Origin of the sequence: Vibrio taketomensis, from assembly GCF_009938165.1 — a bacterium.
GTDB classification, from domain to species: Bacteria; Pseudomonadota; Gammaproteobacteria; order Enterobacterales; family Vibrionaceae; genus Vibrio; species Vibrio taketomensis.
Genome location: NZ_AP019650.1, coordinates 1 through 22,016 on the forward strand (window position 1 = coordinate 1; position 22,016 = coordinate 22,016).

A 22,016-nucleotide genomic window follows, 5' to 3' on the forward strand; every position below is an offset into this window, starting at 1 on the left:
CGCCAAATTCCGTTATTAGTAGACGTAAATTATTGTACAGCAATTAATAACTTATACAATAAAAGGTGAACGAGTGCATTTGATGAATATCACATTAAAATGAGATAAAAGTACCATTTAAATGAAAGATTAGAAAAAACAGTCAAAAATAACCAATTATTTAACTCATAATGATGCTGATAACGTCCAACTTTAAAAGTGTTACCACGTCACTTATTTACAATGTAAACAGCTAAAAAATAGCCAACATTGGTGAATTTACCGGAACGATACATTTTCTACGTCAAATTACGGTAGGTGTTAAATCAATTTATTAGAATTTCAATTTCAACATACACGCCCATAACATTCACCCTGAAATTAGAATTTGCATCGCAAAGTGATTATTCGAATCTTGCAACAAATAAGATTGACGGAATACGAAAGCATGATCAAGGCAATCCACTTGATCATGCTTACGGGTAAATTTGATAGTTAAGGAAGCATGATCAAGAAGAAAAACACATTTACATTGATGATGATAGCGACAAGAAAAAGAGATCATCTATAGGATCAATGATCAAGGTAATCCACACCATCGGAAGCATGAAAAAACATTACCAAATTACGGCCAAATGCTGATGAACATTGACTTGATAGACGATTAGGGGCAAATGGAATAACGAAATCACAAATCGTTGTACGTTCTGCGCTCAATGCCATCAACCTTGATCATGCTTACGACAATATCTGTGTATTATTTCGCTGTTGATAACTGAGCATGCGACTGTATTTCGACTGACTAGGTTAAGCTGTATCTACCGAATTAAACGAAAAAATGCGTTTTCCTTGATCATCGTTACGGAGAAAAATGCCCCAATGAATCGCATTCAGTGTATGATCATACAAATCTAAGCAGATCGCCCTGTGGATAAGATGTGTAGCAACGATGATCATGCTTTCAAAAAGATATTGATCATTGATTCGCAATCATGATGATCATGGTTTCATGTCAATTTGATCATGCTTTCTGTTGTTCTATGATCATGTTTTCGATATTTACATGATCATGCTTTCCAGTGCTGATTTTTTAGTGTTTAATATCAATTAATTAGACGTAAAACTTCATCAGATCAATAGAATCATATAATCAAATAAGATCAGAATAATCATAAAGATCAGTTTAAAAGAACAATAAGTTTTTCTTTATTTATGATCTGATTTTCTTTATTCTTCGGGAACTATAACGATATTACGGCTTATGTGATCCGGATCTAAAATGAGTTCAGAAGAAAAAATACTGATCAAAGCGCCTCGCAGTCACAAGGATGGACATTTATTTGAAGTGTCAGAAACCGCAGTTGATTGGATAGAACAATACCAGCACTTCAAAGGCGTGACTAAAAGCATAGTTGAGCTTCTGAATTTAATTTCACTACGTGGTTTTAGTAGTAAAGATGGTTTGGTATCCACAACTGAGCTAATCGAAGCAACAGACGGTCAAATTACGCGAGCGGCAATTCAACAGCGTTTACGTGCAGCGGTAACAGTCGGACTCTTTGAGCAAATTCCTGTGCGATTTGAAGAAGGGCTTGCTGGTAAAACAATGCTGCATACGTTTGTGAATCCTAGCAAACTGATTTCTGCATTAGGCGCAACGAGTTTAGTGACCGAAAGTGTTAAACAGAGTGAGAAAAAGAAACGTTCTAAAGCACTTGCTCAGACACAAGTGAATAAGCGTTTATTGAATGAATATGGCTTGAATACGCCACCAGCGATGAAAGATGAAGCGGACCAATTTGTCGTTTCACCAACCAACTGGGCCGGGATTATCGACCAAGCACTTGCTCCACCACGCACCCGTAAAAACTATCAAAAATCGATGGTATCGATCTCTGGCACTCGCGCAGTGATCGAAACACGATCATCAAAAAATATCATGACAGTTGACGATCTGATGACCTTGTTTGCCCTGTTTACTTTAACGGTGCAATACCATGATCATCATCAGTACCAGTATCAACTGGATGCCAAGCATGTACCGAACAAAACGCCACTCTACATCACGGATATTTTGTCCCTGCGTGGTAAGAAAGACAGTGGCCCTGCACGCGATTCTATCCGTGACAGTATTGATCGAATTGAATTCACTGATTTCCAGTTGCATGAGCTCACCGGACGCTGGTTAAGCGAAAACATGCCAGAAGGCTTTAAGAGCGATCGTTTCCGTTTCCTAGCCCGAACCATTACTGCGTCCGAAGAAGCGCCTACAGAGGGCTCTGACGGCGAAATTCGCATTAAACCGAACCTATACATCCTGGTTTGGGAACCGTCGTTCTATGAAGAGCTGTTAACTCGCGATTATTTCTTCTTGTTTCCACCGGAAATTCTGAAGCAACATACGTTGGTGTTCCAGCTATACAGCTATTTCCGTAGCCGTATGTCTCGTCGCCATACTGACGTCATGTTGCTCAGCGAACTCAACCAAAAACTTGCGCGTAATATCGATTGGCGTCGCTTCTCAATGGATCTGATCCGTGAATTAAAACGATTATCGGATGGCAAAGGGTCTGACGATCTTTTCGTGGTGAATCTGTGGGGTTACCATCTGACGATTTCGGCGATCAGTGAGAAAGATAAGATCAAAGATTATCAAGTCGATATTAAGTGTGATGTGGAAGAAGTCCTCCGTTATTCACGCGCTCGTACCACCAATGCAGGCAAACGTAACATGGCACCAACCCTGCCTAATCCGTTGCGAAACGAAATGGTGAGTCGCCAGCAGTTGGATGAGCTATCACAAATCATTGATGGTGAATTTGAACCTATTCAACGCAAAGAACGTTCTCCTAAAGGCCACTTAGGGCGTCGAGTGAAACAGCGTAAGCACTTGGTGGAAATCAACGCTGATGAAATCACTATTACTTTATCGAAATACACCTCTGAAGAGGCCCTAGAGCGCAGTATCGCAGCATTGGCTGCAATGACAGGACACTCTCAAGGCTCAATCCGCGAGGAGTGTATTGAGTTGATTGATAAGCTTGATTGGTTGCGTGTGGGTGAAGATAAAATACCATACGAAACACTGAGTAAAATGGTTGAGCTGTACAACAGCCAAAGTGACAATAAGCATCTGTCGATTGAGCGTCTGATCGCAGGCCTCGCGGTGCGACGCAAGGTGTGCAAGCAGGTAATGGATGGTCATCTTGATGAAACAGTGTTCCGTGCATTAGATGAAGTAGCTGTGTAAGACTGTATGTAAATTAAACAGTTTTACTACCGGACTCTGACTTAATACTGACAGTATGAATTTATTTGGCGTTAGGATTTTCCTGATAGTACTCAAGCCGCCTCCTCCTAGAAGTTACTTGGGTACTTTCACCTTTTGTCCTTTCCCCTCGTCTGCTTGGGGCTAAAGCTGCATTGTTGAGTTGCGGTAAAACTCAGCAAAACCAAGTAGTTTTGGGGCCAATAGATGTATGTTGTCACATTATGCATTGATAGCGAGTTCGAGTTGAGCTCGCTTTTTTTTTGCCTTAAAAACGTTGAAACCAGCCAACTTGACTGGTTTCGTTATCGTTGATGAATCCGCTCAATCAATTAATTGCAACAGTTGTTGGGTTGTTTGACATGGATCGTCTGCATGACAAATAGCAGACACCAACGCTATGCCATGCACTCCGGTAGCACACAACTGGGGAATATTGGCTTGATTGATACCACCAATTGCCACTACCGGCAGTTGTGTCGTGTTTAGTGCCTCGATCAAGCCCTCGATCCCCCAATGTTTTTGCGTATTGGCTTTGGTTGGCGTGGCAAAAATCGCGCTTAATCCAATGTAATCGATCGGCAAGTCATCGGCTTGAAGCAGTTGATCGTGATTTTCGATCGATAAACCGAGAATCTTATTTGGGCCGATCAAGCGCCGTGCTATCTCTGCTGGCATATCGGTTTGACCGAGGTGGACACCATCGGCATCGACCGCCAGTGCGACATCGACTCGGTCATTGACGATCAAAGGTACGCCAGTACCGGCGAGTACATTTTTAACCGCTTGAGCTCGTTCGATAAAAGCGCGTACATCGCCATGCTTTTCACGTATTTGTACCATAGTAACGCCGCCTTTTACCGCTTGTTCTACCACATGGGTGAGCGTTCTTAGGTCTTGTTGATCATCGGTAACGAGGTATAAACGATAAGGATTCATATTGGTTCCTAATGGCTCGCCACGCCGTAACGGGCGAGCCATAATTTTTAGTGGATGTGTAGTTTTAGGCGCTGACGCAGCGTAGCTTCATCAAGTTGATACAGAGTATCTAATAGCGCGACCTGCAAGCTGCCAGGACCTTGGGCACGTTCAGCAGCAATTTCACCGGCAACGCCAAATATGGCAGCGGCCGCTAAACCAGTATCCTCGCCAATCGCTGCAAATGCGCCTGTAAGCGCGGTTAAAGAGCAACCCATGCCAGTGACGTACGGCATCATTTGATCGCCGTTAGAGAGGCTTACAGTTTGATTTTGCGTAACAATGTAATCAGTCTCGCCAGAGATCACGACATTGGCGCCGTATTCCGCCACGAGGAGGTGCGCAGCGCCGAGCGCCGCTTCACTGCTGTCTTGGGCATCTACGCCTTTGGTTTGTGCCTGTTCACCGGCTAATGCAATGATTTCTGAAGCGTTACCACGAATGATCAACTTATCGGCTAAGCGTGCGATTTGACGAGAGGTTTCTGTACGCAGTTTACTTGCACCGCAACCCACCGGATCCAATACCACAATCTTGCTATTGAGATTGGCTTGCTCAACCGCAAATTCCATTCGTGGTGTCCAAACGCTGTCTAGAGTGCCAATGTTGATCACTAACGCTCCAGTAAACGACATCATTTCGGCCATTTCTTGCTTTGAGTGGGCCATGATTGGGGATGCGCCGACGGCCAGTAAGGCATTGGCGGTATTGTTCATTACCACATAGTTAGTAATGTTGACCACCAGCGGTTTTTGTTCACGCACGGCACTGAGTGCTTGAATGATTTTATCCACTAACATTTGATTACTCCTGCAGCGCTTAACGCGCATTTAATCCTTGTTGCCAGAATGCAACTTCCATTCGGGTTGCGGTTTTAAATACTTGAATTAGGTTTTGCCCACACTGGCTGTGAATGTCGATTTCAGCCAACAGTTGGTTAAAATGTTCTGCTCCTTTGGCCACACCAGTTTGAAACTCTTCACCGCCATAAAGTTGAATCCAACTGGCGTAAGGGTTGCCCTCAATGCGCGTATTACTGTCTTCAATCAGCATTTTGCCAATCGTGGCATAGCCGATGGAACATGGGGCAAGGGCGGCATAGAGCTCGACTAAATCACCAGTCATGCCTGCATCGAGTACGTAGCGGGTGTAGGCAACAGTGCCAAAATCTTCCGCTTCATTTTCAAGGTCACTTTCTGTCAATCCCCACTGCTGACAGTAACTTACGTGGTGTGCAATCTCAGAGTCGAGTAGGGCATGAACACTTGGTAGTGCACGACGCATATCTTCTAAGGTACGAGCTTTATAAATCGCTAAAGCGTAGGCACGAGCGTATTGCTTAAGAAACAGAAAATCCTGCTTGAGATAGTGCAGGAAGCAAGGCTGAGCCAATTCTCCGCTCGCAAGTTGCTGAACAAATTGATGCTGAGTGTATTGTTGCCAGTCAGATTGGCATGCATTGATCAAATCTTGGTATTGCACGTGAAAAGTCCTTGGTTATTGGTTTAGGTTTGGCACGTAATCTTGTGCTCTGGGTAGAGTGCTAATGATCTTGTGTAAATACATAAATTTGGCGTAGTCGTCGTAGCGTTTAAGATCGACTGCTGATGGGCGTAGTGCAAAGCGAGTGAGAGTGTCATTCCAAGCGCGGTGGTTGAGTTCATTGTTGAGCGTGTCAGGGGAGTAAGCGACAAACTCCTGCCACGATTTTTGAGGATGATTAACGATGTAGGTTGTGGCTTGCTCTAGCGCTGTATTAAACGCTTGCAACGCTTGTTTATCATAGTGGTTCGCGTTGGCGACAAACACCAATTCGTCATAGGTCGGTACGCCATTTTCTTCAGGATAAAACGCTTTTGCTTGGTAGCCCTCCAGTGCTAACTGGTTGGTTTCAAAGTTACGTAGACCACCCCAAATTGCATCGACTTTGCCTGAAGCAAGAGACGAAGACAGCGCCCAACCGACGTTAATGATTTCAACGTCTGAATACTTTACATGTTGCTGCGCAAGCATCGTGCCGATGGTGGCCTCTTCATTGCCCGCGATTGCGATACCAATCTTCTTGCCTTTGAGATCGGCAAGTGAGTCATTGTTGCCATTATCAAGCACCATAAGCGTGTTTAGCGGAGTCGCGATTAAAGTTGCCGAGCGGATCAGAGGGAGGCCTGCTGCCACATCAATCGTCAGGTTAGGTTGGTAGCTAATGGCAAGATCGACTTTGCCTGCGGCGACCATTTTAGGAGGCGTACTTGGGTCTGCAGGCTCTTGAATGTTAACTTTAAGCCCTTGCTGCTCAAAGTAACCTCGCTCTTGAGCGATCACGATCGGGCCATGATTGGGGTTGACGAACCAATCGAGCATTAGCGTTAGCTCTTTATCGGCGGCAAATGCATGGCTAGCAAGCATCGTACTGAGTAGCGCAGATGCTTGGATAAATTTGCTTTTATTCATGTGTTTGATTCCTTTTGTTGGCAACTCTTATGGCTGCTATTAGTTGTTTTCCCAGGGTATGGCGGTTTTAAGTAACTTGTCGGTGATGAAATAGAGTGCGATAGAAAATGCGGCGAGAATAAACAGCGCTGCAAACATTTCATCGATGATCATGCGTGCGTTGGCTTGTAACATCAGATAGCCAAGTCCGGCACTCGAACCTACCCATTCACCAACAACAGCACCAATGGGTGCAATCACCACGGCAACTCGAATGCCTGAAGCGAGTGTTGGTAGAGCGGCGGGCAATTGGATATGTCGCAGCAACTGCCATTTTGTCGCGCCCATGGTTTTAGCGAGATCAAGATAACCCGTTGGGGTGTTACGTAAGCCGTCATAGCAGCAGGTGGTCACTGGGAAAAAAATGATGATTGCCGCCATCACCACTTTGGATGCCATGCCATAGCCCAGCCACAACATCAGCACTGGCGCAATGGCAAATACAGGAATGGCTTGGCTGGCAATCAGAATGGGTAGCAACCAGCGCTTTAGCGGTTCAAACAGTAGCATTTGCAGTGCAAACACAAGCCCCATAGAAAGGCCAAGCAGCAGCCCGAGCAAGATTTCTTGGGCGGTGATCCAAGTGTGTTTGAGCAGTACGTCATGACGGGTTATAAGTTTATTAAATACCTCAAGTGGGGCTGGAAGAATGAAGCTTGGCATCGCAAATGCCATAACGATCAATTGCCAGAAACCCAAAATGACCGCAACGCTGATCAAGGCACGAGCGAAAGCATGAGAGGATCTGGCGCTGCGGTCGATCTTGGTGGGATTTAACTGGCTGAGATCATGCATAGTCCTGCTCCAATTGATCTAAAATCGCTTGTTGCAGCGAGGTGCATTCTGTATCGAGAGTTCGCGGTGGCAAGCTTTTTGGCACATTCAAAGATTGCACTTTGGCCGGTGTGCCGCGCAGTACATAAAGTTGTTCGGCAAGGCGCACCGCCTCTTGTGGATCATGGGTAATCAGTACCACGGTTTTTCCAGCTAATAGCTTGGCAGCTAAACCTTGCAGTTTGTGCCTCGTCACGGCATCCAGTGCTGAGAATGGCTCATCCATTAATACGATAGGCTTGTTTTGCATCAGGGTTCGAGCCAATGCTACCCGTTGGCGCATTCCTCCTGAGAGCTGAGCCGGTTTAGCGTCAGCATAGTCAGCTAGCCCTACCTGCTCTAAAAGCTTCAAAGCTTGCTCTTGTGGGTGAGGTTTACTCTGTTGGTTAGTGGCAAAGCGCATACTTAAACAGACGTTATCAAGCACGCTAAGCCAAGGTAGCAACAGGTCTTGTTGTGCCATATAGGCGACGTGGTGACTCACTGGCCGCTCGTCAGATGTGAGTAACACACCTCTTGTTGTGACGTTGTCACTCGGTAGGCCGGCTAGGTAGCGTAGTAGGGTGGTTTTTCCACTACCACTACGGCCGAGTAACACCGTCCATTGCCCTGCGGGGATAGTCATATCAATCCCCGATAGTGTTGGTTGGGCGTTATCTTGATATTGCAGGGCAAAATGCTTGAGTGTGATGCCTAAAGGAGCCTCAAACATCAGTTTGGGTTCCGTTGTCACGTTTACCAAAATCTGGGCCAGCGAAGAAGTGATGTACCGGGCCGTGGCCGTGACCAATCTGCAATTCATCCGCATGAGCTATTGCTTGTGAGATATATTGCTTTGCCAATTCTACTGCGGTTTGCATCTCATTGCCTTGCGCAAGGTAAGAGGCGAGGGCGGAAGATAGCGTACAGCCCGTACCGTGGGTGTTTTTGGTCGCGCAGCGTTTGGCGCTGATCAAATGGACTGATTCAGTCTGGATCAAAAGATCGTTACTATTTTCATCTTGTTCCAGGTGTCCACCTTTTAATAGCACCGCTTTCGCTCCTAGGGCACGAAGATCTTCGATCATTGCTGTCATTTGATCTTGATTGTGTGGCACTGCAAGCCCAGTTAAAGCGGCACCTTCCGGTAAGTTAGGGGTGATGATGTCTGCCAGTGGAATTAGCTCTGTTTTTAGAGTGCTAATTGCTGATTGTTCAAGCAATAAATCGCCGCTGGTGGCGACCATGACAGGGTCAATGACCAAATGTTTCGGTTGGTATTGTTTTATCTTGTTGGCAACCACTTTGATGATGTTCGCGTCGGCTAACATACCCACTTTGACTGCGACAATATTGAGATCGCTAAACACGGCATCTAATTGGCTTTCAACATGCTCAAGTGGTATCGGAAAAATAGCAGAGACACCTAAGGTATTTTGTGAGGTGATGGCTGTGATGACAGAACAGGCAAAGCTACCAGTGGCTGAGATGGCCTTAATATCGGCTTGAATACCTGCGCCGCCGCCGCTATCCGAACCTGCAATGGTCAGTACAATCGGTGTATGAGAGAAAGAATGGGTGGTGTTGGCTAATGTCGCCATGGTCGCTCCTTTAACTGCACGTAAAGGAACCAACTTTGGCTAATTTGATAAGTGCAGCTAAGGCTGAGCTTTCAATAGGGCTCGACAAATGAGACCAAGAGCAAAGTGATGATAGTTCCCTACGCCAGTGCTAACTGAATCAGGTTCAACGGGTCTCGAAATTCGATCTCAGCCGCTGCGCTTTTGCGCTTTGGCCCCCCGACTATGTTGAGCTGATCATAACAGCTCGCGATATTGTTAGTCTACGCGTTTGTCTGACATCAGTATGCCCAGAGCGATCACAATTGAATTATGGATTGCTATGTATTCTGCGTGATAGCAAAAGACACCAAAACAAAAAGGGCTGGAAGCCCTTTAAAATATCGGAAGCATGAAGCCGTTTACGGAAAGATGATCAAGGCTAATTGATGATAAAGTGCGATCCGGATCAATGAAGAGTGCGAGCCCCTTGATCATGCTTTCGAGTTTCATTCCAACCTTGTGCGGCCATAAACTGCACGTGAGATTCGATCACACAGTCTGACTCTTGTTGCCATTTGAGTTGTGGTTGCTGATTGCAAAACTCTAACGCCAGCACGGTCAGGTGTTGTAAGCGTTTCATTGCCCAATCTTTGAGTTCGAGATCTGCCGTCGGTTGGCTAACGCAAGCTTGCAGCTTGCTGCTGGCGAACTGCAGGTACTGATAGGCCGTGGTGGGGTCTGAATAACGTAGACCTTGAAAGATTCGTAAGCAGCCATCTAACCAACAGGCGATGGCTTTGCTTTGTAATTCACTTACGCTCGGCCCCCAAACAGAATCCGGAGCAGAGTGGATCAATGATTGCAGTGATTTATCTTGATCATGCTTTCGGTGTTGATACCAGTCGCTTATCGCGTCTACCCAGGATTCTAATTGGATCATGCTGCATTATCCCATTGTTTAACAAAGTGATTAGGACCAACTTGTTCTATACCCTCTTGCATTACTGCGCTGGTGGCACGAATTTGATCCGCTGCTATTGAATAGTCTGGCTCAGTTTTGACTAAATGACCAAATGGAAGATCAGGATCCGGCACTGCAGAAATCAATAACTTGGTATACGGGTGTTGTGGATTGCTAAGGATCGCTTGGGTGTCTCCCCATTCTACTATTTGCCCTTTGTACATCACTGCCGTTTCCTCTGCGATGTAATGGGCAGTCGCAAGATCATGGGTAATGTATAAAAATCCAATGCCCAGCTCTTGCTTCATTCGCTGCATGAGATTGAGTACGCCTAAACGGATGGACACATCCAGCATTGAGGTTGGTTCATCAGCCAGAATCACTTGCGCACCCACCGCTAGTGCTCGCGCTAAGTTCACGCGTTGACGTTGACCGCCACTCAGTTCATGTGGATATTTTTTTAGTGTATCGGGTGCGAGCTCTACTTGTTCAAGAAGTTGTTGTAAGCGCTCAGGAATGTCTTTGTCACTTTTGATCTGTTTGTGAATTTTGAGTGGGCGAGTGAGGTGGTGTTCGATGGTATGGGTTGGGTTCAGCGAGCCAAATGGGTCTTGAAACACCATTTGTACTTTACTGCGATAATCGAGAACCGCTTTGCGGCCATGAATATCATCAATATTTTGCCCATTAAATAGGATTTCACCACTGGTTGCTGGATAGACTTTCGTGATCAATCGTGCACAGGTACTTTTACCACAGCCTGACTCTCCAACGAGAGCTAGGGTTCGCCCTGCATAAAGGTTAAAGCTGACGCCCTGCAGTGCTTTGAAGCGCTCGACCGAAGAAAAGCCCCCGCCAATGGTGAACTCTTTAACGATGTTATTGACTTGAATGATAGGTTCCATCATACCAGCGCTCCTTCTGTTTGGTGTTTACCCTGGTGAATATTGGGAAAGGATGCCCATAGCTTTTGTGTGTAGGCGTGTTTAGGATTCTGGCGAATTTCTCGTGATGTGTTGACTTCAACTATTTCTCCATGGCGCATAATGGCGATGCGATCGCAGAGCTGAGTCATTAACGCTAAATCGTGGGTGATAAATAGAATTGAGAAACCAAACTCTTCACGCAGTTGGTAAATTTGCTGCAAGATCTCTCTTTGCACCACCACATCAAGTGCTGTAGTTGGCTCATCCATAATGATCATTTTTGGATTGAGTGACAGTGCAATAGCAATCACGAGGCGTTGACGCATACCGCCACTGAATTGATGTGGGTATTCGCTCAAACGTTCTCGAGGAATGTTCACCAAATCAAGCAGTTGTTCAGCGCGATGTTTCGCTTGGGCTTCGCTCATTCCTTGATGGTGACGCAATACATCAGCAAATTGTTCTTGTACTGATAGAACAGGGTTTAGTGAGTTCATCGCACTTTGAAATACCATCGCGATTTCACTCCAACGAATGTTGTTGAACTCGTTCTCTGGTAGTTTGAGAATGTTGCGACCTTCAAACTGGATTTGTCCTCCGGAAATGATCGCTGGTGGCTTATGTAGGCGGTTAATGGCAAAGGCGATGGTACTTTTGCCACAGCCGGACTCTCCGGCGAGACCAAAAATCTCACCTTTCCCAATATCAAAACTCACTGTTTTTACGGCGTTAAAATCACCATGATCTGTAATGTAGTCGACGCACAAATCGCGAATTTGAATAATCGGGTCAGCATGAAATGCATGCTGTAAAAAATGTTGGCTCATAACGATTCTCGATTGATAAAGAGAATGATTATCATTAACTCTTGATTTCAATCGGAAAAGAAGCAGGGCGAAAAAGAGTGAACCTGATCGAAAAATATTGTTGAAAAAAGCACCGTTATAACAGGATTAATGCGGCTAAGGCTGGTGTTTTATTGAGCTTTACGTGATCTAGCTCAGGTCGGATTTGTTTGGGGGAATCTTTTAAATGTACTGCGCAATTTCGGTGGGTGCAAAGCAAATAATAGCGATTTTATTTTTTGATATTTGAACTATTACCAAAATCACAATCTCGATTTAATACGCTTAACAACACTAGGGTGGGTTTGTTAAGAATGAGCTCGTCCAAAGCATGGTTTTATCGGAGGTTTTTATGTCCATTAATTCATTAGACCATGATGAAATGACAAGCATTGCAAACAAGTGGGATTTCACGGAAGAAGTAGAATCACATAAGCCTGCATCAATGGTTAAATCTGCTGAAGCTCGTCGTCGCATTGAAGCGTTGCGCGAGATTCGTGAAAGTGGTTTAACGATTGAAGAAGCTCGCGAACTAGGATTGCTTCACTAAACTGCAACTTGTACTAACATTCCGTAGGGTGGCTATTTCATAAGCCACCCTTTGTGTTTTTTAGAGCTATTCACGCTTTCTACTCTCTACATTCGCGTTTGATGTGATATATTTCCGCCTCGTATTTTTTTCGAGATCTAACTATGTCGGTAAATTTGTCGTTGTTACCCGCAGATGAGAAGAACAAAGTTGAGCTGGATAAGCAGGCTGCGTTCCTCGTGTGGAAGCTCAGAGAAGCTAAAGCAGGACCTGATGAGATTGATCAACAAGCAGGTAAGATCATCGATGATGCTGAACGTACTTGGTTTACTGAGTGCGTGGTGAAATACAAACGACTTATGGGTGTTGCGTAAGCCCAAGCTCTACCTATAACAAGGTATGAGAGGCGAAATTGAAAAGCCTCGAATTTTTGCTAAAATCCTTCGCGTTAAATTTAAATTAAGAGAGATCGTCCCGATGGGAAGAAGTTTTGAAGTGCGCAAAGCCTCTATGGCGAAAACTGCAGGCGCAAAAATTAAAGTTTATTCCAAATACGGTAAAGAAATTTACATGTGTGCGAAAAACGGTGGTTCAGATCCAGATATGAACCTATCACTTCGTCACCTAATCGCGAAGGCGAAGAAAGACCAAGTACCAGCACACGTTATCGAAAAAGCACTAGACAAAGCTAACGGCGGCGGCGGTGAAGATTACGTACCAGCACGCTACGAAGGTTTCTCTCCAGGCGGCGCTAGCGTAATTGTTGACTGTCTAACAGACAACGGTAACCGTACTTTCCAAGACGTACGCCAATGTTTCGTGAAAACAGGTGCGAAGATCGGTGTTGAAGGTACTGTTTCTCACATGTTCGCTCACCAAGCTGTATTCCAGTTCAAAGGTGAAGACGAAGAGTCAGTACTAGAAGCGCTAATGATGGCTGACTGTGACGTGACAGACATCGAGCTTGAAGACGGCATTATCACTGTTTATGCGCCAAACACTGAGTTTTTCAAAGTGAAGACGGCTCTAAACTCTGAGTACCCAGAACTAACTCTTGACGTTGAAGAGATCACTTTCGTTCCTCAGTCTTACCATGTAATTGGTGCTGACGATCAAGAGAAATTCCAGAAGTTCCTAGATCTTCTAGAAGATTGTGATGACGTACAACAAGTTTACCACAACGCTGAAATCTAATTTTAGCGTTTGAAAAACGAAAAGGCTTCGCGATTGCGAAGCCTTTTTTATGCCTAGAGCACTATGGTTATGCAGGTTTACGTGAGCGTGTCACCAGCGTGTAGAGTGTAAATAAAATCCCCAGCGTGACCGCCAGTTGCCAGCCGCGCAGGAAGGTACGTTCTAAACCCATCTCATTTGCACCAATATAGAGCTGAATTGGCAGCATGGTTGCCAATAATGCGTCCCCATGAAGGTCGCGTAGCTTGAAATCTGCCTTCGCCATCATGCTGGCAAGCATAAAGATTAAGCCTCCTAGCAACAGGGTATAAACACCAATATTGGCCTGGTGACCAGAAAGCACCAAGGTAAAAATAAACGCCAGTGCACAACCGCCTACTTGAGTGATAAAACGTCGCTCAACCACTTGGCGAAAGGCATCCGCTTGACTTTGGGTGGCTGCGGCAATGACTGGAACCATACAGAAGGTGGCGGATAACATATTCACTTGGAGCAAAAAGGCCACGCCAGAGCCAATCAGTGCCAGTGACAATAGTCTCTGCTGCGCACTCACAGGTGTGGGCTTAAATTGCGGTGGCTTGCCCTTGCTGACTACTGGAAATAGCGCCACAGCAGCTTTACACACACAGGTCGTGATGACCATGGCGATCAATATTTCGTGAATGCGGGTCGTCATATCAGCGGTCGTATGTTGGGCAAAAACGATCACCAAAATCCAGTTAAAGGTCGGCATCAGCATGGCGCCCATTTTGGCTGGAGTATTGGCTCGTCGGCGCATCCAATCAAAGAACAGTAAGCTGATCGTCCAGATGATAAAAGGATGTTGAGAGAAGGTATTGCTCACTACCAGCGCACAACTGGCCGCCGCCAGTGTCGGGGCAAAGGTACGCGCTAAACCTTGCCATGAGTAATCTTTTCCCTTTGTCATGATGATGGTTGGATAGAGTGCCAAATACACCGGAGAGGCAAGGTTGAGCAGCTTACCGAGTAACATGCAGACAGTAATCGCAAGTGTGATGCGCAGCGCTTCATTGCGCTGCGAGGCATCATCGAACAAGTTTAGTGAGAGTCGTGTCATACTCATTACCTAAGATCGGTTAGTAGATATAACGAAATAGCGCGACGACATGCATCCAAACAAGGCTGATGGTATCTATGATGGTTGAGCCATTTTGGACCGATACAGAAGCGCGAGCTCCCGAAATTAATTGATCAACCGAGTGTGAGTCTTGATTATCGAGTTGAATGCGCACACGGATCTTTTGTTGTTCACGCACCCAGCGGGTATCGTTAACCACATCAACTAACTGGCCATTGCTGTTGTCAGTATCGCGTATGGCTCGTTCTTGGCTAGCGATATGGCCACGAAACACTTCTCCAGGAATCGCGTCAAAGGCGATATATACCGGATTACCATCAGTGAGATGACGAATGCCTTTTTCATTAAAATCAGCACTCAGCCAAGCGTCAGATTCGTTAACCAGTAGCAGCGCCGTAGTGCCTTGGCTGATATAGCTGCCGCTTTGTAGTTGTAAGTTGGTGACCACGCCATCGGTTTGCGCAATGATGTGAGTATGCTGTTCATCAAGCTCTGCACCTGCAAGTTTGGCTTTTGCGAGTTGAATCGCTGCATTGCTGTCGTTATCGGCAAGTTGCGCTTGAATACGCAAGACTTCAGCTTGGGCAGCGAGCTGCGCACTTTTGGCCACGTTGACGTTAAGTTGGCTATCTTCCACGGTTTGTGTTGTGGTTAACCCTTTTTGGTACAGCGCACGGTTGCGTTTTAGCTTTGCCTCGGCATTAGCAAGTTGTTCTTGGCGTTGCAATAGAGTTTGCTTGCTGGCGCTTAATTGTTGTTGATTCGCGAGGAATGTTTGCTCTGCTTGAGCTAATTCCGCTTTTGCTTGCTGAACTTTGAGGCGGTAGCTTTGATCATCAAGGGTAAAAAGTGTTTCACCAGCGTGCACGCGCTGCCCATTAGTCACTAATACTTTTTCAATCACGCCAGAAGTTTCAGGTGCAATAGTCGCAATAGTGCGATGCATTGAGGCTTGGGTAGTAAAGGGTGCGATATTATCGGCTGCTACCAAGAACAGCGAAAAAAGGATGGTGGTGCCAAGCACTGCATAAAGAAGGTATTGGTAGAATTTTTCTGTCATAAACATCTCAATATTTGCTGTGATATTTACTTCCTTGTTTCAGTATTCCTTGGCTTTGTCATATAGACACTATATAACTGTCCATTAATGGGAAAAATAAGCAGGATAAGAAGTGTGAATTCCATATTTGGAAATATTGACGATCTTTATTTGTTTTGTAACGTGGTGGAGTTTGGTTCGCTGCAAGCGGCAGCTCGGCATTTACGTTTGCCTGTCTCTACGATGTCACGTCGTATTAATGCGCTTGAAGAGCGGCTTAACGTGCGGTTATTGGAAAAAAAAGGACGTGAGCTGGTTGCCACGGAGTCGGGGTTACGAGCGTTTAATTTACTAAAAAGCGGTATGGAAAGCATTGAAACGGCGTTTGAGCAGCTAAGTGAAGATCGCCAAGACGTCGAAGGTAAAATTAAACTGGCGTTGCCGTATAACTTTTATCGCGGCTTTGCTGAAGAGGTCGTTGACGACTTTCTTGAGCGTTACCCAAAAGTGCAGTTGGACTTGGTGCTCAGCCAAGAGCAGATCGTTCCGCAAACCGATCGCGATTTACTGATGACGTTTGATCTGCGTGAGATGGAAGGAATGATTGCTCGTCCTCTATTTGAGGCGAGACATGGATTTTTTGCCAGCCCAGAGTATCTAGCTCGCGTTGATGAAATTGCGGAACTTGATCAACTGCGAGATCAAGCTTGGGTCTCGGTCGACAATATTGTTGATTTGCCTATCTACCGGGATTCAAAGCTAGTGGAAGTGATGTCGATTAAACCTAAATTGGTGGTTAACGATATTATGGCGGTGATCAAAGCCGTCGAGAAGGGGATTGGCATTGCCTCACTCCCTTTGCGTCATATCACACCAGAGGCGAAACACAATGTAGTGCATGTATTACCGCAATACAGCCGCAGTAAACGTAAAGCGTATCTGGTGTACAAACAGCGTCGTTATCAGCCCAAAGCGTTGTCGTTATTTATTGAGGCGCTACTCGAGGGCGTGAAAAAAATCCAATCACAACCTTAGTACACTTCGTTTCATTTTTACCGCCGTTTGTACGCTTTGAGCACGAAAACGTTTACCTAAATAAATTGCGATAGATTTGGCTATTTTCTCGAAAAAACATGCATCGCAAAATAAGTTTGTGTGACATGTATTGTCGAATTTGCTGTTTTAGACGGTATCCTTAGCGCTAGTAAGGTTATTCCCCTCTCGCGACAGGAACCCAATGATAGAAATCGTAATTAACGGCAAGTACCGAATTGTCGAGCAAGGTAAGACTTTGCTTGAAGCAGCCAAAGTATGTGGGGTAGAAATTCCCTCTCTGTGTGGACTCAATAAATCAAAAGATAAAGTACCTTGTGATTTATGTGTCGTAGAACTGGATGACGGCAGCACAGTTCGTGCTTGTGAAACTCAGGTTTACCCTGGCCTGAAAGTGATTACTCAATCTGAGCAGTTGGCTGAGCATCGCCGCAAAGCACTTAACCGCATCATGCAAGATCACTATGCGGACTGTGAGGCGCCATGCAAAACGGCCTGTCCTGCTGGTGTAGATATTCAATCTTACTTGTACTTTATTGCGCAAAACGATCATCAAAAAGCGATTGAAGTTATCAAGCGCACTTTACCGATGCCACTTTCGATTGGTCGTGTTTGTCCTGCGTTTTGTGAAAGTGAGTGTCGCCGCTCATTGGTTGATGAGTCTATCGCGATTCGCCAATTAAAACGCCATGCTGCAGATGCGGATCTTGCGATGCAAGAGGCATATGTACCTGAGAAGAAAGCAGACAAAAACCAATCTATTGCCATCGTTGGTGGCGGCCCTGGCGGCTTAACAGCGGGCTATTATCTTTCAAATGAAGGTTATGATGTCACCGTGTTTGAATCGATGCCAAAAGCTGGTGGTTGGCTGCGTTACGGCATTCCTGAATACCGACTACCGAAAGCCATTCTCGACAAAGAAATCGAATTAATGTGCCGCAATGGTATGCAAATTCAAACCGGACAAAAGCTGGGACAAGATTTCACGCTGTCTGAACTGAGCGAAAAATATTCTGCGGTATGTTTAGCGGTTGGCGCTTCACTTGCCGTTGAGATGAACTACACAGGCAGCGATCTCGATGGTTGCTACTTAGGTGTGGATTATCTTAAAGATTATGTCACCGAGCGTAACTACACCACCGGGCAAAAAGTCGCGGTAATTGGCGGCGGCAATACTGCGATTGATTGCGCACGTACTGCGCGTCGAGCTGGCGCTGACACCACTATCATCTATCGCCGCACTCGAGAAGAGATGCCAGCAGAAGATTATGAGATTATGGAAGCTGAGCATGAAGGCGTTAAGTTCTTATTCCTGACCAATCCAGTTGAAAATATCGCGGATGAAAATGGGCGAGTACAAACGGTACGTTTAGAGCGCATGGCGCTTGGTGCTGCTGATGCTTCTGGTCGTCGCTCTCCTAAAGCAACAGGAGAGTTTTTTACTCAAGAGTTTGATACCGTGATTGCTGCGGTTTCACAAAAACCTGATCTGAGTTTTTTGGATAACGACACATTACAAATCCCATTAACTCGTTGGAATACTTCTGAATCTGATCCGCTGACTATGCATACGGGCAGCGGCAATATTTTCAGTATCGGAGATTTTCGTCGCGGTCCAGCAACGGCCGTTGAAGCAGTTGGCGATGGTCGTGTGGCGGCAAAAGCGATCGATTTGTTCCTCAATGGCGATATGGCGGAGATGCCAAAGCCAGCGTTTAACTCACGCAAAGAACAAAAACTCAAACAAGTGGATCCGCTGCAGTTTGAACAGTTTGAGAAAGTCGCCCGCAGCATTATGCCGGAGTTAACCCCGGCGCAGCGTGAGCAGAGCTTTGCTGAGGTTGAACTGGGTTTTGATAACGATGAGGCCATCAAAGAAGCGGCTCGCTGTTTAGAGTGTGGTTGTCAGGCGAACAGCAACTGCGATTTGCGAGATTACTCGACGGAGTACCAAGCTGAGCAGACATTTAGCCATTCACTGAATGTGCAGTCACATAGTGATTGGTTAAATTTGCGAGCGAAAGATCCACGCCACAAGTTCAGTGTTGATCGCAGCTCGGAATTTATCGAATTTGATGCTAACCGCTGTATTAGTTGTGGTCAGTGTATTCAAGCTTGTAGTGAACAAGCGGTGCATGGCGTACTCAATTTTGTTCACGATCAAAATGGTCAACCAGCAGTACGTCCGGACGATCGCCCACATTTTGGCACCATGTGTGATGGCAAACTCTTGATGGGTGATTCTAACTGCGTGCAATGTGGTGCGTGTGTCCAAGCTTGCCCAACCGGTGCGATGGTTGATAAGCGCGATCGCTCGCAAGGGCGTGTGGAGCAGTTCAAACAAGTTGATACCATCTGTACCTACTGTGGTGTGGGTTGTAAGCTCACCATGCACGTTGATGAAGCCAAAAATCGCATTCAATACGTTACGGGCGGTCACTCTCCGGTCAACCAAGGCATGCTGTGCGTGAAAGGTCGATTTGGTTTTGATTTTATTATCGACAACGCACGTTTGACCACGCCGCTGATCCGTAAGGATGGCGTATTGCAACCAGCGACGTGGCAAGAAGCGATCAATTTGATTGCCAATAAGTTCAGTACCATCAAACATAGTTTTGGCAGCAATGCGTTAGCGGGTTTCTCATCGGCGAAAACCACCAATGAAGATAACTACGCATTCCAAAAATTCATTCGTCGTGAGCTCGGCACCAATAACGTCGACCATTGCGCTCGTTTGTGTCACGCCTCCACTGTTACTGGTTTAGAAGCATCGCTAGGTAGCGGGGCAATGACCAACGATATTCCGAGTATTCAGCATTCGGATGTGATTTTTATCATTGGTTCGGATACTACCTCAGCGCACCCAATTATCGCTTCACATATTAAACAAGCTATTCGTCATCACGGCGCACGCTTGGTGGTGGCCGATCCAAAACGCATTGATATGGCGGATCATGCTGAGCTATATCTTGCGCATCGTCCAGGTACTGACGTAATGCTGCTTAATGGTGTCATGCAACAGATCATCAAAAATGGCTGGTACGATCAAGAGTACATAGAAGAGCGTGTGGACGGTTTTGATACCTTCTTGCAAGAAGTCATGTCACCGGCCTATGCGTTGGACAAAGTTGAGTTGGTCACGGGCGTGAGCGCAGGCGATATCTTTGCGATGGCGCGAATGATTGGTACGGCGAAACGCACCGCGGTTTACTACTCAATGGGGATTACTCAGCACACTACCGGCCATGACAATGTGCGATCGATTGCCAACTTACAATTATTGTGCGGAAACATTGGTATCGAAGGCGGTGGCATCAACCCATTGCGCGGTCAATCCAATGTGCAAGGTGCGTGTGACATGGGAGCACTACCTAATAACTATCCAGGTTATCAAAAAGTGTATAACCCAATGGTGCGTGACAAATTTGCGATGGAATGGAATGCGCCAAATCTGCCGTTAGAACCGGGTTTAACCTTAACGGAAATTATTGAAGCGGCTTGCCATCGTGAAGTGCGTGGTTTGTATGTGATGGGTGAGAACCCAGTGCTGAGCGATCCTAACCAAGCACACGTGATTGAAGGCCTTGAAGCGCTCGATTTCCTAGTGGTGCAAGATATCTTCTTAACCGAAACCGCTCAGTATGCTGATGTAGTATTGCCTGCGTATTCATTTGCTGAAAAATCCGGCCACTTTACTAATACTGAGCGCCGTGTTCAGCGTTTAAATGCGGCGGTGAGTGCGCCAGGTGAAGCGAAAGAAGATTGGTGGATCATTCAAGAGATCGCCAATGCGATGGGCTCAGATTGGCACTATCAACGTGTTTCCGATATTACCGCTGAGATTGCTCGTGTTACGCCTCAATATGCCGGACTTGCGTGGGAAAATATCACTGCGGATGGCGTGCAATGGCCAAGTTGTAAAAATAACCCACAAGGCACGCGTATTATGCACCAAACTCAGTTTACTCGAGGTAAAGGGCAGATGGTTGGGGTGCCGTTCCGTTATGCGGCAGAACTGCCGGATGAAGAGTACCCATTGGTGTTGACCACAGGGCGCATTTTGGAGCAGTTCCATACCGGTACCATGACACGCAAAACCAAGGGATTAGACAATCTTGCAGGGCCAAGAGCGATGATTAGCGTGCAAGATGCTGAAGCGCTGGGCATCGGTAATGGGCAGCGTTTAAGAGTGACCACACGTCGTGGCTCGATTGAGATTGACGCGTTTGTCACTAAGCGCATTCAAGCGGGTGTGGTCTTTATACCGTTCCACTTTGTTGAATCGCCAGTTAACCGTTTGACTACGGCAGAAACGGATCCGCATGCGAAAATTCCAGAATTTAAAGTCGCCGCGGTAAGAGTTGAAGTATTACAACCAGAACCGGTATAAGTACGACAAAGTACGCAAGCAACAGGGCGCATTCTGCGCCCTGTTTTTTTATCACTCAGTTATTTTGGTCAACATACCTTTTTTGACGTGATGTGCGCAGAAAAAAAACACCATTAGCAATAATTGAGCAATATAATAAAATCATGATGTTAGTTTGACAAAATCGCAGTTTTTTTACATTTGCAGATCAGTAACTTGTATTTATCCTGACGTAATTAGTAAATTCGATTCTATGCTTAATGTACTTAAGTAAGGTCGAAGCGGTCGAATAAGGAATGACAATGAAAAAATCTTTATTGATATTAATGAGTGCAGTGTTTGTTTTAGCAGGTTGTACAGAAGAAGCGCCAGATAAACCATTGGCAGAAGCACCACCTGAGCAAGTGACAGAAAATGTATCGGTTGATGTGACTGATGGTATTCAAACCATTCAATCAGCAGCGACTGATACGATTTCAGCGGCGGCCGATGTGATTCGTCCTGAAGCAGAGCAAAAAACAGAAGAGCCTCGTGCGCAAACTGCACGTAATTCGCTTGATTGGGAAGGCCCATACTTTGGCACACTGCCTTGTGCAGATTGTACTGGCATCGCAACCACATTGACGTTGAATTTTGATGGTACTTACAAATACCAGCAAGTTTACGTAGGTGCGAAGAACGGTGAAGAGTATAACTCGACGGGTGAATTTGTATGGAATGCTAAAGGTGACACGATTACGTTGTCTGAAAAGGATGATTCACAACAGTTCTTTGTGGCTAAAAATGCCTTGATGATGCTTGATCAAGATGGCAATAAAGTGGAAGGCCCACTAGCGAATGCCTATACATTAGTACTGCAAGAATAAGCTTGATGAGAAATAAAAAGTGACCTTTAAGGTCACTTTTTATTA

Annotated in this window: 18 protein-coding genes, 1 pseudogene and 1 riboswitch; of the genes and pseudogenes, 7 read left to right on the plus strand and 12 right to left on the minus strand. The window is 45.7% G+C overall.

Going from position 1 to position 22,016, the window contains the following annotated elements:
* Window positions 1–1,258 precede the first annotated feature (1,258 nt).
* Entirely contained in the window at window positions 1,259–3,229 is a 1,971-nt protein-coding gene (locus Vt282_RS13795; RefSeq protein ID WP_162063748.1) for a replication initiator protein RctB domain-containing protein, read from the plus strand.
* Window positions 3,230–3,571: 342 nt separating this feature from the next.
* Here the strand turns inward: Vt282_RS13795 and thiE are convergent, their stop codons facing one another.
* The 10 genes and pseudogenes from thiE to Vt282_RS13845 all read right to left on the minus strand — a co-directional run bounded on the left by thiE (window position 3,572) and on the right by Vt282_RS13845 (window position 11,804).
* Window positions 3,572–4,186: a thiamine phosphate synthase gene (gene thiE / locus Vt282_RS13800; RefSeq protein ID WP_162063749.1), complete on the minus strand. Its 615-nt coding sequence runs from the start codon at window positions 4,184–4,186 to the stop codon at window positions 3,572–3,574.
* Between the two features lie 47 nt (window positions 4,187–4,233).
* Window positions 4,234–5,025, minus strand: a complete 792-nt coding sequence (gene thiM / locus Vt282_RS13805; protein WP_162063750.1) for a hydroxyethylthiazole kinase — start codon at window positions 5,023–5,025, stop codon at window positions 4,234–4,236.
* 19 nt (window positions 5,026–5,044) lie between these two features.
* Window positions 5,045–5,707, minus strand: a complete 663-nt coding sequence (gene tenA / locus Vt282_RS13810) for a thiaminase II (RefSeq protein WP_162063751.1) — start codon at window positions 5,705–5,707, stop codon at window positions 5,045–5,047.
* 15 nt (window positions 5,708–5,722) lie between these two features.
* Window positions 5,723–6,676 (minus strand): ABC transporter substrate-binding protein, encoded by a 954-nt coding sequence (locus Vt282_RS13815; protein WP_162063752.1) that lies wholly within the window; start codon window positions 6,674–6,676, stop codon window positions 5,723–5,725.
* A gap of 39 nt (window positions 6,677–6,715) precedes the next feature.
* A pseudogene (locus Vt282_RS13820) lies at window positions 6,716–7,441 on the minus strand (ABC transporter permease); the annotation flags it as partial.
* A gap of 61 nt (window positions 7,442–7,502) precedes the next feature.
* Window positions 7,503–8,261, minus strand: coding sequence for an ABC transporter ATP-binding protein (locus Vt282_RS13825; protein ID WP_162063754.1), 759 nt, complete (start codon window positions 8,259–8,261; stop codon window positions 7,503–7,505).
* Window positions 8,254–9,129, minus strand: coding sequence for a bifunctional hydroxymethylpyrimidine kinase/phosphomethylpyrimidine kinase (gene thiD, locus Vt282_RS13830; RefSeq protein WP_162063755.1), 876 nt, complete (start codon window positions 9,127–9,129; stop codon window positions 8,254–8,256). The genes Vt282_RS13825 and thiD overlap by 8 nt, the downstream gene beginning before the upstream one ends.
* A gap of 99 nt (window positions 9,130–9,228) precedes the next feature.
* Window positions 9,229–9,340, minus strand: a riboswitch (TPP riboswitch).
* 216 nt (window positions 9,341–9,556) lie between these two features.
* The gene (locus Vt282_RS13835) at window positions 9,557–10,030 is read right to left on the minus strand and encodes a transcriptional regulator (protein ID WP_162063756.1); all 474 of its coding nucleotides are present in this window, start codon (window positions 10,028–10,030) and stop codon (window positions 9,557–9,559) included.
* Window positions 10,027–10,959 (minus strand): ATP-binding cassette domain-containing protein, encoded by a 933-nt coding sequence (locus tag Vt282_RS13840; protein ID WP_162047640.1) that lies wholly within the window; start codon window positions 10,957–10,959, stop codon window positions 10,027–10,029. The genes Vt282_RS13835 and Vt282_RS13840 overlap by 4 nt, the downstream gene beginning before the upstream one ends.
* The gene (locus tag Vt282_RS13845; RefSeq protein ID WP_162063757.1) at window positions 10,956–11,804 is read right to left on the minus strand and encodes an ABC transporter ATP-binding protein; all 849 of its coding nucleotides are present in this window, start codon (window positions 11,802–11,804) and stop codon (window positions 10,956–10,958) included. Before Vt282_RS13845 ends, Vt282_RS13840 begins: the two co-directional genes overlap by 4 nt.
* A gap of 370 nt (window positions 11,805–12,174) precedes the next feature.
* Here Vt282_RS13845 and Vt282_RS13850 point away from each other — a divergent pair, with 370 nt between their 5' ends.
* From Vt282_RS13850 to Vt282_RS13860, 3 genes are all read left to right on the plus strand, one after another.
* Window positions 12,175–12,372, plus strand: coding sequence for a PA3496 family putative envelope integrity protein (locus tag Vt282_RS13850; RefSeq protein WP_162047642.1), 198 nt, complete (start codon window positions 12,175–12,177; stop codon window positions 12,370–12,372).
* 143 nt (window positions 12,373–12,515) lie between these two features.
* Window positions 12,516–12,725 carry a DUF3283 family protein gene (locus Vt282_RS13855; RefSeq protein ID WP_162063758.1) on the plus strand — a complete coding sequence of 70 codons (210 nt, stop codon included), beginning with the start codon at window positions 12,516–12,518 and terminating at the stop codon, window positions 12,723–12,725.
* Window positions 12,726–12,828: 103 nt separating this feature from the next.
* Window positions 12,829–13,545, plus strand: coding sequence for a YebC/PmpR family DNA-binding transcriptional regulator (locus Vt282_RS13860; protein ID WP_162047644.1), 717 nt, complete (start codon window positions 12,829–12,831; stop codon window positions 13,543–13,545).
* A gap of 67 nt (window positions 13,546–13,612) precedes the next feature.
* On the opposite strand, the gene Vt282_RS13865 is transcribed toward Vt282_RS13860, so the two are convergent.
* Window positions 13,613–14,623 carry a DUF2955 domain-containing protein gene (locus Vt282_RS13865; RefSeq protein WP_162063759.1) on the minus strand — a complete coding sequence of 337 codons (1,011 nt, stop codon included), beginning with the start codon at window positions 14,621–14,623 and terminating at the stop codon, window positions 13,613–13,615.
* Between the two features lie 19 nt (window positions 14,624–14,642).
* Window positions 14,643–15,704: an HlyD family secretion protein gene (locus Vt282_RS13870; protein ID WP_162063760.1), complete on the minus strand. Its 1,062-nt coding sequence runs from the start codon at window positions 15,702–15,704 to the stop codon at window positions 14,643–14,645.
* A gap of 87 nt (window positions 15,705–15,791) precedes the next feature.
* On the opposite strand from Vt282_RS13870, the gene Vt282_RS13875 reads away from it, so the two are divergent.
* The 3 genes from Vt282_RS13875 (at window position 15,792) to Vt282_RS13885 (ending at window position 21,971) form a co-directional block, all read left to right on the plus strand.
* Window positions 15,792–16,718, plus strand: coding sequence for a LysR family transcriptional regulator (locus Vt282_RS13875; RefSeq protein WP_162063761.1), 927 nt, complete (start codon window positions 15,792–15,794; stop codon window positions 16,716–16,718).
* 202 nt (window positions 16,719–16,920) lie between these two features.
* Window positions 16,921–21,126 (plus strand): formate dehydrogenase subunit alpha, encoded by a 4,206-nt coding sequence (gene fdhF, locus Vt282_RS13880; RefSeq protein WP_162063762.1) that lies wholly within the window; start codon window positions 16,921–16,923, stop codon window positions 21,124–21,126.
* A 281-nt stretch (window positions 21,127–21,407) separates the two neighbouring features.
* A complete protein-coding gene (locus Vt282_RS13885) occupies window positions 21,408–21,971 on the plus strand; it encodes a copper resistance protein NlpE (protein WP_162047649.1) in 564 nt (187 codons plus the stop codon).
* Window positions 21,972–22,016 lie beyond the last annotated feature (45 nt).